Source organism: Microvirga sp. 3-52, from assembly GCF_018383585.1.
Lineage (GTDB): Bacteria > Pseudomonadota > Alphaproteobacteria > Rhizobiales > Beijerinckiaceae > Microvirga.
This window is the reverse complement of sequence record NZ_JAHAMK010000013.1, coordinates 46,740-60,606: the sequence shown is the minus strand read 5'-3', so window position 1 is coordinate 60,606 and position 13,867 is coordinate 46,740. Positions and strand designations below refer to the sequence as shown.

Here is a 13,867-nt window from a genome sequence, read left to right as displayed (position 1 = left end):
GTAGCGTGAGTGGGCAGGCCTCCGATTGCGAGAGCACTCGAAGTCAACGTGGGAGCGCCTGTCCACTCCCGGCTTAATCAAGCTGGGACCACTGGGGCAGAAGAACTGCCACCAACTTTCAAGCCGTGAGCCCCATAACGTCGTTCATTCCAAGAACAAGAGCCAGTCCTCACCGACGTTCTCGGACATGACGCGTTCGGGGGTGACGTCGTGAACATCGCCATCAAACCCGAGGTACCTTAAGTTTCGGTACGCTCCGAGCACCATCTGCAAGAGCAGCTCGGCATGGGCTCGGTTCGCGTTGAATTCAAGGATTATCTTCGGTCGATCTCGCTTTAGGATCGTCTGCATACCTTTGAAGATATTGTACTCGCCTCCTTCAGCATCGATCTTGATGAAGCTCACCTTCTGATCACGGCAGGCTTCATCCAAGGTGACGGCTGGAACCGGGATGACATCGGCATCCGGCGATGAAAAGCCTTCTGGCACAATCATTGCGTTTTTCGGCTCAGTGCGAGGAACGTGGAGCATCACGGTTCCAGGTTGATCGGACACTGCGGCCTGGATCACGGTGCTACGGTCCCGAAAGCCATTAATCGAGAGTGATGCTTCAGCAGACCGGGCCACATGGGGGTTCGGCTCAATGGCAACCACCTTGCCCTTGGGGCCGACCAAATCAGCCATCAGAACAGAGTAGTAGCCGAAGTTCGCACCAACGTCCAAGACAAGCATACCTTCCTTGATCGTCCTGGCCATGAACTGTGTCAGCCACATCTCCCAGTACCCGTCGGTAAGCAGGTGAGTTGCAAAGCCGATATCCCGGGTATCAGTGAAGAACTTGTAGCGAGCGAGCATTGTGGACAGGGCGCGATGGTTCCCGAGGTACAGCGGACGGACGCGCTCACGGGAGAGCATTTCTGCGGTCTCCCGTGGAAGCGCCAGCAGTTCACGGGGTGGGATTAATCTGGCTGGATGACGGCCCGAGACCAGCTCCGTCCGAAGAGCCGCAATCTCGCGTCGAACCGCTTCCTCTAATCTTGCTGTGGGATCCGGCCACATGGCCCTCGCCAAGGCTCTTCGAATTCTGGATAGCACCATCGATATCCCGCCTATGTCTGATGGCTTGGTTTGCTAAGGATCGCGGCTCAGCCGAAACCTCGATACCAGGACAACAGCCACACTTATCAGCTTGGACCTACCCTGTGTATGCACCTTGCAGAGCCTAAGTCGCCATCTCCAGCAAGCGGCTGACAGCCTCCTGCCCCTTGGGAACCAGCCATACCACCATTGGGTCCGGGTTTCCTCGTTCCAGTCTTTAGCTATCAGTCCTCACCTTGGCTTTGCCTTCCAGGGCTCGTCTCCCATGGCATCTAGGTTCCACCGTAGGCTGGAGAGCACTGTCGGCATCGTCGCTATCTCCTCCATCGTCGAAAGGGGCTTACGGTCGATCTCAGCAAACCCTGAACCTGATGGGCCTCAGCCTAGTGGTTAGATCTCCCAAATATAGCAGCGGAACAAATGTCAGGGCAGCTTGTTTTATGATCCTCGGAAGCAAACTCCTGGTTAAACTTAGCAATAACTCGCTCACAACCTGGGTATGTTTCCGGTTCAAGCTATAAACCTTGGCTGAATACGATTTGGCCACTACCGACCTACGTATTCCGCGCAGGGCCACGATGCCTATGGGGTATGAATTCGGAAATAAGGCGAGGTAACAATCCATGGCAACTATCAACGGATCTGACGGGCTTGATCGACTGCTCGGGACCAATGGCGGCGACCTCATAAACGGAAATGCTGGCGATGACGTCATACTTGGCCTACTCGGATCGGACAGGATCTTCGGTGGTGATGGGTTTGACCGGATCGATGGCCAGTCCGGGAGCGATGTCATCTTCGGTGGCAATGCCATCGACTACATCGCGGGCGGTCTCGACAACGACCAGATCTTCGGTGAGGAAGGCGATGATCAGCTTATCGGCGAGGCTGGAAACGACGTAATCTACGGCGACAGCGGTAATGACTACGCGGCGGGCAACCCCGGCAACGACACGCTTTTTGGAGGTGCCGGAAACGACTTTTTCGTTGGCGAGGCCGGCAGGGACCGTATCCACGGCGACGATGGCGATGATCTCGTTACTGGTGGTGACGACAATGATGTCATTTTTGGTGATAACGGCGATGACCTCGTAGATGGGGATCTTGGAAACGATCGCCTCTACGGGAATGCTGGTGATGACACCGTATTTGGTGACTCAGGCAGAGACACCCTCATCGGCGGAGCAGGAGAGGATATTCTGGCAGGCGGCCTTGGCGGGGATGCTTTCGTTTTCAGCAACATCACGGACACTGGAGCAACCGCAGATACTGCCGATCTCATTAGCGATTTCAGGCTAGGGCAAGGGGACCGCGTCTTCCTCAACCTGATTGATGCCAATGAGACGGCTGCTGGTAATCAGGCGTTCACATTCGTTGGAACGGCAAACTTTACAGCGGCAGGGCAGATCAATTGGTCAACAAGTGGTGGCGAGACTCTGATTGCTCTCAATACAGACGCTGATGCGGATGCGGAAGCCGTCATCCGGGTGAGCGGAACGCGTCCGGTCAATGACGACTGGTTTGTAGTCTAATTGACCAGCGCTCAATTCGTTTGACTAGCGGAACTCTCAGGGCGGCTCTTAATCAAGGGTCGCCCTTACATCTGGACGGTCATTTTCGCCGACACGATCACGGCACCAGCGGCAATCCTAGGACTGAGGGCATTGCACCGCCGATAACGGCATAACGCTCGCTATGACAGTTACCTCTTCTCGGCCCCAACAACGTTCCGCAACCAAACACTTAGGTCATCCAAGAGATGAGCATCGGTCTTCCGCCTCGATCTCGGGAAAATGACGTGAAGGTCCTCTCTGACAGTCGTGAAGACAGCGCTTTCGCAATCCCGTCGGCGGGCATCAGAAGGTTGCAATCGCCACTGGGGGGCTCAGCTTACCTGCTGCTGCGCGACAGCCAGTCCCCATTCGAGAAGATCCGTAGCCCGCTCCTCTGTCACCGCCTCCACATAGACGCGCAGCTCCGGTGCATTGCCGGACGGGCGGAAGTGCACAACTTCACCGTTCTTCGCCATGATCCGTAATCCGTCGCGGGAATTGACCCCGGCCACTCCCTCCAAGGGGGCCATCAGGTCGGACAGGAATGCCTCATCCTGCTGCAACCGGGACACGAAGGCTGCGCTTTTGTCCGTCGCCACGTCCTGGAGCCGATTGCTGGCGGCCGCCTTGAAGGCGAACGCGGCGCCGATGTCAGCGAGAGGCTTGCCCTGGGCGACGATCTCATTGAGAGCGCAGAGGATGGGCAACATCGCATCCCGTGTGGGAAGGGCTGCGAGCCGGCGGTCCTCACGCACGATGTCGGAGCCGAGCAGCACGCCGCCATTGGCTTCAAACCCGACAATTGCCTGCGCTCCAGAGTTGGAGGCCTCGGCCATGCCTGCGATGACGTAGGGTGAGCCGACCCGGGTGCGAAGGACGGTTCTGAAGGCGCCGGACGCCTCCAGGGCGGAGTTGGAGGTCACGGGCGTGACGATCGCATCCGCGCCCAGAGACCTGGCCGTAATCGCCCCGACAAGGTCGCCGCGCAGGAAGGCGCCGCTTGCATCCGAAATCAGGGGGCGGTCCGCATCGCCATCGGTCGAGACGATCGCATCGAGCGTCTGCTCGCCGGCCCATTGCCGTGCCAGAGCCCCGTCCTCCTCGCGCAGGGCCTCGGTGTCGACCGGGATAAAGCTCATGGCCCGGCCGAGCGGTACCGCCCGAGCGCCCAGAGCTTCGAGCATCTCGACGATAACATCCCGCGCCACGGATGAATGCTGGTAAACCCCGACCGTCAGGCCAGACAGTACCCCTGCCCCAAAGAACTCCCGGTAACGGGCCTTGTAGGCGGCGATCAGATCGACATCAGGCGTTCCCGCGCGGACGGCGCGGGCCGTCTCCGGAACGGCTGCGATTCCCAACGTGGTATGCCAGGCAAGGATGCTCGCCTCGTCCTTTTTGTCGATCTCCCCATGAGCCCTGTAGAATTTCAGCCCATTGCGATCTTCCGGGATGTGGCTTCCGGTGACCATGATGGCCGGGATGCCGAACCGCATGCCATGATAGGCAAGCGCCGGCGTCGGAAGAGCACCGCAATCGAGCGGGATGAGCCCTGATTCCTGCAGGGCCGCACAGCAGAGCTGGGCAATGCTCGGGCTGCTCTCGCGCAGATCTCGCCCGACCAGCACGATATTCCGCGCCGCCGCCGCCGAGCCGTCCTCCTTGAGCATTTCGGCAAAGGCGCGGGTATAGGCAAAAGCCGGCGCGCCATTCAGCTCCACCACAAGGCCTCGCAATCCGCTCGTGCCAAACTTCAGGGACGAGGGTGTGGTTTCTGAATTCAGGTCCATCTTGATCTGCCTATATGCTCTCGCGAGGGTTCCGGGCGGCGTGGCCGAACCCGCAGCGCTCATATATCCGCTCTTGAGGAAAATTTCGAGCTCAGGTCGATAACTCCGACGCCCTATCATGCATGCACATCGTGAGGCAGGCTTGTTAACCTACGCCGGAGCATGCCCCTAGTATCTGCTCTGCGGTCGCCTCAGCTAACTTTCTCCCATGCAGAGGAAGCCTCCGAGCGTTGCAAGGCATCCAGGATGCGCATATTCAGGACAGCGTCCTCCAAACCATAATCGAGAGGTGCTGCGCCTCTGATCACCCGGCTGAAAGCCTCCCCCTGAAGGCGATATTGGTCCACCACAGGAAAGTCGATGGCTCGGGCGGAACGAGTGCCATGCATGCTGCCGTCGTCGACGAAGAGGCGGGTCGGGCTGTCGGGCGGTGCATTGAAGGGAATTTCGATCTCGATCCGCCCCTTCGTTCCGAGGATCTGGATCCGCTGATAGGGCGCGGACTGGGTCGAAACCGTGAAGGCCAACTGCCGCCCGGCACCAAAATCCATCAGGGCACTGGTGGTCCGGTCAACGCCGAAGGCCGGATCGCGATCCATGAGCGTGACGACACGAACCGGCTCGGCATCGAAGAAATACCGCCCGGCAACGACCGCATAGCAGCCGATGTCCAGGAGCCCTCCCCCGCCAATATCGGCATTGTTGCGGATATTGCCCGGATCGGCATTGAAGTATGAAAAAATGACCTGGATGGAGCGCAGGTCGCCGATCTCTCCGCTTCGGATCAGCTCACGGGCACGCTGCCATTGCGGATGGTGGCGGACCATGAAGGCCTCTGCAATCAGCACCTGAGACCCGGCCTGCCTGAGTTGCTCCGCCTCATCGGCCGTGATGGCAATGGGCTTCTCGCACAGCACGTGCTTGCCGGCAGCGGCAGCCGCCAGGGTCATGGGCACATGCAGATGATTCGGGAGCGGATTATAGATCGCCTCGATCTCAGGATCGGCGAGCAACGCTTCATAGGAGCCATAGGCTTTGGCGATGCCGAGCTCCCCGGCCATGGCACGAGCGGATGCTTCGTCTCGCGATGCAACGGCAGCCACATCGCAGAGTGGGCTTTTCATCATGCCCGGAACAACCTTGATCCGGCCAATCTTTGCGGTGCTCAGGATTCCCCAACGAACCGGCTGCATGGCGTTCTCCTCAAGTTTCGCGAGCTGTCGATGGTGCTGCAATCTCAAATCGTGGATCGCCGCAGGGATTTGTAATCCTTATGCAGAACCGGCCCGGTCGTCTCGCGCTCCAGGAGGGTCAGCGGCAGCCGGACATTCCAATCTTCAGGCTTCATGTCTTTCCGGATCAGCTTCATGAGAACGTCGGCGCCTACGCGCCCCAGTTCATGCAAGGGCTGCCGGAACGTGGTGAGCGTCGGTTCGGTGTAATCGGCGAATTCGATTCCGTCGAATCCGATGACCGAAACATCCTGCGGAACGCGGATTCGCTCCCTCCGGACGCGTTTGATGAAGCCGATGGCACTCTCATCGCAGGCGGCGAAAATTCCGGTAGGGCGATCCTTCATCTTCAGGAAGGATTCGGCAGCGGCAACGCCGGTCGAGAACACGAAAGACCCCTCCCAACGCACGAAGTCGTCCCGGCTGAAGCCGGCAGCAGCGATTCCCTCCAGGAAGCCCCGAAACCGCTCGTGCTCGATGATCGAACTTGCCGTACCGGAAATGTAGCCGAATCTGCGATGCCCGAGCTGGGTGAGATATTCCACAGCCTTCTGGGCGGCCTCACGATCCTGAACGACCACCTTCGGGATCTTGTCATCATCGATGGCAGCACACATGGCAACGATCGGAAGCCCGGACTCCCGCATATCGCGGCTGCCATTCTCGGGAATATAACCCGTCAGCAGAAGAACACCATCCACTTGGCGCGACAGGGCGAGATCGACATAGCGCGCCTCGCGCTCCCTGCGGTTGTCCAGATTGCCGATGATGATTCCGTAGCCCGACTGCGTCAACTCATCGTCGACGCCGCGGAGAATCTCGGCAAAGACCGGGTTGGTCAGCCGTGGCGCCACCACCAGCACGTTCATGGTGCGACGGGTGCGCAGCTTTTGAGCCGTGCTGTTGGGTATGTAGCCGCTGCGTCGCACCGCCTCCATCACAAGGTCGTGCGTTTTCTGCCTCACCTTCCCCGGTTCGGACAGAACGCGACTGACGGTCGCCGTCGATACCCCGGCAAGTCGAGCCACATCGGCGATGCGTATGTCCTTCACGGAGCGCCACCTTTTCCGGCTCATGCAGGTTACCTCTGGCCCCTCAGCAAGATATGTTACCTTCTCTCATAAGAAACAACTTACCTCAACTAGTGTCTTGACTAATCTAAAAAGCGCATACAACCTATATCTCAAGATGTAATCGATTACAAAAGTCGATAAACGCTTCTGGGAGGAAGCCATGAGTATGAAGACACGCGTTTCCGCGTATACCCTTTCTGTTGCCCTTGTCTGCAGCACTGGAGCATTCGCACAGCAGAAGGCCGAGGTTCTGCATTGGTGGACGTCGGCTGGTGAATCCGCCTCTGTACGAGTGTTCGCCGATCAGTTCACGAAGGCCGGCGGAACCTGGGTCGACAATGCCATTGCGGGTGGCGTCAACGCCCGTACGGCCGGCATCAACCGGATGGTGGGCGGCAATCCCCCAACCATGATGCAGTTCAATACCGGCAAGCAATTCGATGAACTGGTCAGCAATGATCTCTTGCGCGACGTGGATGCACAGGCGAAAGCCGGCAAGTGGCGCGAGATCATGCCGAAGCCCATCGTCGATGCGACTGTGCGCAATGGCAAATTCTATGCGGTTCCGGTCAATATTCACGGCCAGAACTGGATGTTCTACAACACCAAGATCTTCGCCGATGCAGGCCTTCAGCCGCCGAAGACTTTCCCTGAACTGATCGAGACCGGAGAAAAGCTCAAGGCCAAAGGCGTCATCCCGATCGCCCTCGGCGGCCAGCCGACCTGGGAACACAACCTGTTCCGGGCCGTGCTCGTCGGCACTGGCGGCGCCGACATGTTCCGTCAGTTCTACGGTGTCCGTAAGCCGGACGTGCTCAAGGACCCGAAGTTCAAGCAATCCGTCGAGCTCTTCGGCAAGATGCGCGGCCTCGTCGACCCCGGCAGCCCCGGGCGCAACTGGAACGACGCCACCGCCCTCGTGATCACCAACAAGGCGGCCATGCACTTCAATGGCGATTGGGCCAAGGGCGAGTTCACGGCGGCGGGCCAGACGCCCGGCAAGGAATACGGCTGCACCCTCGTGGGCGACAGCCCGAAGGAAGTGATCGGCGGCGACGTGTTCGTCTTCCCGACGACCAAGGACAAGGCAGCGCTTGCGACCCAGGACAAGCTGATCGAAGTCCTTCTCGACCCGGCGACCCAGCTCGCCTTCAACATGAAGAAGGGCTCGATCCCGGTGCGCATGGATGTGGATGTCTCCTCCATGGACATCTGTGCCCAGAGATCCAGTGCGGTGCTGAAGGATCCCGCCAATCAGGTCGAGTCGATGGAAATGCTCACCACACCAAACTTCCAAGGCGCTATCCAAGATGCGGTCACGCAATACTGGAACACGCCGACCATGACGGTCGATACCTTCATCGAGAAGGTGACCAATGCCATGCGGGACGCAACCTGAGGCCTGCCTCGCCCCGTTGAAGCGGGGTGAGGTACCCACCCTTGCCGGGTTTTGAACCACTCTCAATGGAGCCTGTCTGGTGGAAACCATCTCGATCCGCGCTCCCAGTGTCAGCCCGAGCGCCACGAAGACCCGACGCCGCATGCGGACACGCCTGCCCGCGGCCATTGCCCTCCTGCCGACCGCGCTCATCGTTCTCGTGGTCTATATTGGCTGCATGCTCTGGACCGTGCGGCTTTCGTTTACGAGCTCGACCCTCCTGCCCAAGCTCGACTGGTTCGGCGTGACGCAATACACCCGCCTCTTCGCCAATGACCGCTTCGTGACGTCGGCCGAGAACATTTTCATTTTCGGCTCCCTGTTCATCTCCGGCTGCCTCATCATCGGCTTCCTGCTCGCCGTGTTCATCGACCAGAACGTACGTGGCGAAGGTATTTTCCGCACCATCTTTCTCTACCCGTTCTCGATGTCGTTCGTTGTCACCGGCGTCGCGTGGCAATGGTTCCTCAATCCTGGCCTCGGCCTGCAGAAGCTCGTGCGCGACATGGGTTTCGAAACCTTCACCTTCGACTGGATCGTGAACCAGAGGATGGCGATCTACACCATTGTCATCGCGGGCCTCTGGCACGGCTCCGGCCTCACCATGGCTATCCTGCTCGCCGGCCTGCGCGGCGTGGACAAGGATCTTTGGAAGGCGGCCAAGATCGACGGCATCCCGACATGGCGCGTCTATACCTCCGTCGTTCTCCCTCTGCTCCGGCCGATGGTGGTCACGGCAGTCGTGCTGCTCGCGACCGGCGTCGTGAAGCTCTACGACCTCGTGGTCGCCATGACCCTCGGCGGTCCGGGCATCGCCACCGAAGTGCCGGCGAAGTTCGTCATGGATCACCTGTTCGAGCGCAACAACATCGGCCTCGGAACGGCCGCCGCGACGATCATGCTGATCACAGTCGTGATCGTGCTGGCACCGTGGGTCTATGTTCGCTACGTCCGTCCGCAAGGGAGTCATGCATGAGCGCTGCCGAGCCGCAGGGCCGCCGCCCCCGCCGCCTCACCATTGGTCGCATCGGCGTCTATGCCTTCCTGGCGACGTCGGCCCTGTTCTTCCTGCTGCCGCTCTGGATCATGATCGTGACCTCGCTCAAGCCCATGGAGGAGATCCGGCTCGGCAACATCCTCGCCTTGCCGGCCGCCATGACCTTCGATGCCTGGATCAAAGCTTGGTCTTCGGCCTGCACCGGGCTCGAGTGCAACGGCATCAGCGTTGGCTTCTGGAATTCTGTGCGGATCCTCATCCCTTCAGTGATCCTCTCGATCATTGCAGGCGCCGTCAACGGCTACGCCCTGTCGTTCTGGCGCGTCAAAGGCGCCAACGTCATGTTCGGCATCCTGCTGCTCGGCGCCTTCATCCCCTACCAGGTCTTTCTCTATCCCCTGGTGCGCATCTTCTCGCTGACCGGGGTTTACAATTCACTGCTCTGCATCGTCCTCGTGCATGTGATCTTCGGCCTGCCCACCATGACGCTCCTGTTCCGCAACTATTATGCGGGTCTGCCGCTCGAGCTGTTCAAGGCGGCGCGCATCGACGGTGGCGGGTTCTGGTCGATCTTCTTCCGCGTCATCCTGCCCATGTCGACGCCCATCATCGTGGTCGCGGCGATCCTGCAGGTCACCGGCATCTGGAACGATTTCATCTTCGGGCTCACTTTCGCCGGCCGCCAGAACCTGCCCATGACCGTGCAGCTCAACAACATCGTGAACTCGACGCAGGGCGAGCGCGCCTACAATGTCGACATGGCAGCCACCATGCTCGCCGCGCTCGTTCCGCTCGTCGTCTATTTCGTGTCCGGTCGGTGGTTCGTCCGCGGCATCGCCGCCGGCGCTGTGAAGGGATAAGGCATGTCGACCGTTTCCGTGCGTGATGTAAGCGTGGCTTTCGAAGCAGTCCATGTCTTCGATGGCCTCTCCCTCGATATTCAGGAAGGCGAGTTCATCGTGCTGCTCGGTCCTTCGGGCTGCGGCAAGTCCACCCTGCTCAATGCCATCGCAGGCCTGCTCGACGTGGCTGAGGGGCAGATCTGGATCAACGGCAAGAATGTCACCTGGGAGGAGCCCAAGGACCGTGGCATCGCCATGGTGTTCCAGTCCTACGCCCTGTACCCGCGCATGAGTGTGCGGGAGAACATGTCCTTCGGCCTGAAAATGGCGAAGACCCCGAAGCCCGAGATCGAGAAGCGCGTCGCCAGAGCGGCGGAACTCTTGCAGATCACGCCCCTCCTCAACCGGCGCCCTGATCAGCTATCCGGCGGCCAGCGCCAGCGTGTCGCGATCGGTCGTGCCCTGGTGCGCGACGCCGCCGTCTTCCTGTTCGACGAGCCGCTTTCCAACCTGGATGCCAAGCTGCGGAACGAACTCCGGGTCGAGATCAAGCGGCTGCATGCCCGGCTCGGGAAGACCACGATGGTCTACGTCACCCACGATCAGATCGAAGCCATGACGCTCGCCGACCGGATCGTGGTCATGAAGGAGCAGAAGATCCAGCAGATCGGCACCCCCGACGAGATCTATCACCGCCCAGCCAACCTGTTCGTCGCAGGATTCGTCGGCTCGCCGCAGATGAACTTCATCAAGGGCCGGCTCGAGAATACCGGAGAGGGCTTGAGCTTTCTTGCCGGTGATCGCCGTCTGTCGCTCGCCGGGTACCCCTTTGCCACCACACCGTCTGCCGGGCAGGAGGTCGTGCTTGGCGTTCGTCCGGAGCATCTTGAGATTGCGGGTAATGGCATTTGGCCAGGCTTCAAGGTCGACATTGTGGAACCGATGGGCGCCGACACCGTGATCTGGTGCAGCGACGGCGGCGGCTCGGTCCAGGTGCGCACCAGCGGCAGCCGCAAGGCCGCACCAGGCGAGAACCTGACGCTTCACCTCACCTCCACGGAGGTCTCGCTCTTTTCGGCCGAATCCGGCGAACGCCTGTAACCGCACCATTATCGCGACAAACCTCGCCGCACGGTCTGTCGTGCCTGCCGTCAAGAACCTTGAGGATCCCATGAGCGTCACGGATATTCTTTCCATTCAACTCTACACACTGAGATCCCTGGAGGATCTCGATCTGATTCTCGATACGGTCGCTGACGCCGGCTACCGCTATGTGGAAACCGTCGGCTCCCATCTCGACAAGGCAGCGGAGGTCCGCGCGAAGCTCGATGCGCGGAGCCTCCGGGCCTCGTCCAGCCATGTCAGCATGGCGGCTCTGCGCGAGAAGCCCGATGCGATCGTGGACGCCTGCAACACGCTCGGCCTCACACATCTCTACATGCCGGCCGTTCCGCCCGAAGATCGCGACATGGCGGCCGATGGCTGGCGTTCTCTCGGCCGTGACCTCGGGCAGATCGCAGAGCGCTTCCAGCAGAAGGGAATCCGTCTCGGCTATCACAACCACCATTGGGAGCTGAAGCCAAAGGACGGGGCGAAGACCGCGCTCGAGCTGATCTTCGAGGCCGCCGGTTCGAGCCACCTCACCTGGCAGGTCGACGTGGCCTGGCTCGTGCGCGGCAATGCCGATCCCAAGGAATGGATCGACCGCTACCGCAGCAGGGTCACGGCCGCACACGTGAAGGACATCGCGCCAGAAGGACAGAACGAAGATCAGGACGGCTGGGCCGATGTCGGTGCGGGCACCCTGAACTGGCGCGACCTCTGGCGCGTCTGCCGCGAGGCTGGCGCCGAATGGATGGTGGTCGAGCACGACAAGCCGGCAAACCCGGCTCAGACGGCCCGCAACAGCTTCGCCTACCTGCGCACAATCGAGGACTAAGGATCATGAACTCCCTCAACGTCGGCATCATCGGATGCGGCAACATCTCGGGCATCTATCTCCAGAACATCCCCGCATATCGCGGCCTCACCCTTCGCGCCTGCGCGGACATGAAGCCGGAGGTGGCGCAGGCGCAGGCGAGCCGCCACGGCATCGAGGCCCTGTCCGTCGATGAGCTTCTCGCCCGCGAGGATATCGACCTCGTGGTCAACCTCACTGTCCCGGCTGCCCATTTCGGCGTGTCGCTCGCGGCACTGAGCGCTGGCAAGCACGTCTTCTCGGAAAAGCCCCTCGCGGTCGATTTCGAGCAGGGACGCAGGCTCGTGGACAAGGCGGAAGCCCGCGGCCTTCACCTCGGCAGCGCCCCGGATACCTTCCTCGGCGCCGGCGGGCGCCTGGCCCGCAACCTCGTCGACGATGGCAAGATCGGGCACATTCTGTCCGGCACGGCGTTCCTCATGTCGCACGGCATGGAGCACTGGCATCCGGACCCGGAATTCTTCTTCAAACCCGGCGGGGGCCCGATCCTCGACATGGCGCCGTATTACCTGAGCACCCTCGTCAACCTGATCGGCCCTGTCCGGCGCGTCTTCGCCATGTCGAGGATCGGGTTTCCCGAGCGCATCGTGACGTCCGAATCACCGCGCAAAGGTCACCGGATCGCGGTCGAAACGCCGACCCACGTGATGTCCCTGCTCGAATTCGCCTCCGGCGCGCAGGTCACCTTCTGCATGAGCTGGGACGTGTGGAAGCACAGCCATCCGGCCATCGAGATCTACGGCTCGGAAGGATCGCTGCGGGTGCCGGACCCGAATTTCTTCGGAGGCCATGTGGAGATCACCGAGCGCGGCGGCGATTGGCGCGCCGTCGATTCGGGCGAGATGCCGCTGGGATCTCCCAACTGGCGCTCGCCCAATTGGGCTCCCGATGTTCCGAACAAGGCGAATTATCGCGCACTCGGCCTCGCAGACCTCGCCAGCGCTGTTCTGAACGGGACCCCGCACCGCTCCAGCGGTCGCCTGGGCCTGCACGTTCTCGAGGTGATGCACAGCATCCTCGAAGGAGCGGCGACCGGGCAGCCTCGGGCGATCACGACAAGCCTTGAACGGCCGGCCATTCTTGAAGATGCCGACGCGGCGATCCTCTGGAAGGGCCTGCCGCAGACGGCGTCCGCCGCCTGACATCGATCGAAGCGACAGAAAGAACGAACGATGCGAGAAGCACTTATCGTGTGGGGCGGCTGGCAAGGCCACGAGCCGGAGCAATGCGCCGCGATCGTCGCCGACATGCTGCGGGACGAGGGTTTCCAGGTTCATCTTGAAGACTCGACCCGCGCCTTTGGCAGCCCTCAGCTCTCCACGATGAGTCTCATCGTGCCGATCTACACCATGTCGAAGATCGAGAAGGACGAGGTCGCCAACCTTTCCCGAGCCGTTCGTGACGGCACCGGCTTGGCCGGCTTTCACGGCGGAATGGGCGATGCCTTCCGCGAGGCGGTCGAATATCAGTTCATGTGCGGCGGCCAATGGGTGGCCCATCCCGGCAACATCATAGACTATCGCGTGACCGTCACCCGGCCGGACGACCCGGTGATGCAAGGCATCCACGACTTTGATTATCATTCCGAACAGTACTACATGCATGTGGACCCCTCGAATGAGGTTCTCGCCACGACCACATTCTCCGGCGAGCACGCCCCTTGGATCGAAGGCGTCGTCATGCCGGTCGTCTGGAAGCGCCGCCACGGCCAGGGCCGTGTGTTCTACAGTTCGCTCGGGCATGTGGCGAAGGAGTTCGACGTGCCCGAGATGCGCACCATCCTGAGGCGCGGAATGGTGTGGGCGGCGCCGGACTGATACCACCGCCCTGTTCGAAACGCTGGAAGACGCGCGATATCGCGATTAA

At 60.7% G+C, this 13,867-nt stretch carries 12 protein-coding genes; 8 read left to right on the top strand and 4 right to left on the bottom strand.

Features of this window, described 5'->3' with window-relative positions:
- Positions 1-144: 144 nt before the first annotated feature.
- Complete coding sequence (locus KHP60_RS12265) at positions 145-915, bottom strand: FkbM family methyltransferase (RefSeq protein ID WP_213564463.1); 771 nt, start codon at positions 913-915, stop codon at positions 145-147.
- Between the two features lie 806 nt (positions 916-1,721).
- On the opposite strand from KHP60_RS12265, the gene KHP60_RS12260 reads away from it, so the two are divergent.
- Positions 1,722-2,630: a calcium-binding protein gene (locus KHP60_RS12260; RefSeq protein WP_213564462.1), complete on the top strand. Its 909-nt coding sequence runs from the start codon at positions 1,722-1,724 to the stop codon at positions 2,628-2,630.
- A 353-nt stretch (positions 2,631-2,983) separates the two neighbouring features.
- Here the strand turns inward: KHP60_RS12260 and KHP60_RS12255 are convergent, their stop codons facing one another.
- From KHP60_RS12255 to KHP60_RS12245, 3 genes are all read right to left on the bottom strand, one after another.
- Positions 2,984-4,441 carry a phosphomannomutase gene (locus KHP60_RS12255; RefSeq protein WP_213564461.1) on the bottom strand — a complete coding sequence of 486 codons (1,458 nt, stop codon included), beginning with the start codon at positions 4,439-4,441 and terminating at the stop codon, positions 2,984-2,986.
- Between the two features lie 191 nt (positions 4,442-4,632).
- The gene (locus KHP60_RS12250; protein WP_213564460.1) at positions 4,633-5,634 is read right to left on the bottom strand and encodes a Gfo/Idh/MocA family protein; all 1,002 of its coding nucleotides are present in this window, start codon (positions 5,632-5,634) and stop codon (positions 4,633-4,635) included.
- 44 nt (positions 5,635-5,678) lie between these two features.
- On the bottom strand, positions 5,679-6,725 hold the full coding sequence (locus KHP60_RS12245) for a LacI family DNA-binding transcriptional regulator (protein ID WP_213564459.1): 1,047 nt from the start codon (positions 6,723-6,725) through the stop codon (positions 5,679-5,681).
- Positions 6,726-6,906: 181 nt separating this feature from the next.
- Here KHP60_RS12245 and KHP60_RS12240 point away from each other — a divergent pair, with 181 nt between their 5' ends.
- From KHP60_RS12240 to KHP60_RS12210, 7 genes are all read left to right on the top strand, one after another.
- Positions 6,907-8,145 (top strand): ABC transporter substrate-binding protein, encoded by a 1,239-nt coding sequence (locus KHP60_RS12240; RefSeq protein ID WP_213564458.1) that lies wholly within the window; start codon positions 6,907-6,909, stop codon positions 8,143-8,145.
- A 142-nt stretch (positions 8,146-8,287) separates the two neighbouring features.
- A complete protein-coding gene (locus KHP60_RS12235) occupies positions 8,288-9,160 on the top strand; it encodes a carbohydrate ABC transporter permease (protein ID WP_213564529.1) in 873 nt (290 codons plus the stop codon).
- Positions 9,157-10,041, top strand: a complete 885-nt coding sequence (locus tag KHP60_RS12230; protein ID WP_213564456.1) for a carbohydrate ABC transporter permease — start codon at positions 9,157-9,159, stop codon at positions 10,039-10,041. Before KHP60_RS12235 ends, KHP60_RS12230 begins: the two co-directional genes overlap by 4 nt.
- Before the next feature lie 3 nt (positions 10,042-10,044).
- Positions 10,045-11,124 carry an ABC transporter ATP-binding protein gene (locus KHP60_RS12225; RefSeq protein ID WP_213564454.1) on the top strand — a complete coding sequence of 360 codons (1,080 nt, stop codon included), beginning with the start codon at positions 10,045-10,047 and terminating at the stop codon, positions 11,122-11,124.
- 70 nt (positions 11,125-11,194) lie between these two features.
- A complete protein-coding gene (locus KHP60_RS12220; protein ID WP_213564452.1) occupies positions 11,195-11,962 on the top strand; it encodes a sugar phosphate isomerase/epimerase in 768 nt (255 codons plus the stop codon).
- Between the two features lie 5 nt (positions 11,963-11,967).
- Positions 11,968-13,143, top strand: coding sequence for a Gfo/Idh/MocA family protein (locus KHP60_RS12215; protein ID WP_213564450.1), 1,176 nt, complete (start codon positions 11,968-11,970; stop codon positions 13,141-13,143).
- A gap of 30 nt (positions 13,144-13,173) precedes the next feature.
- A complete protein-coding gene (locus KHP60_RS12210) occupies positions 13,174-13,818 on the top strand; it encodes a ThuA domain-containing protein (RefSeq protein ID WP_213564448.1) in 645 nt (214 codons plus the stop codon).
- Positions 13,819-13,867: the final 49 nt, after the last annotated feature.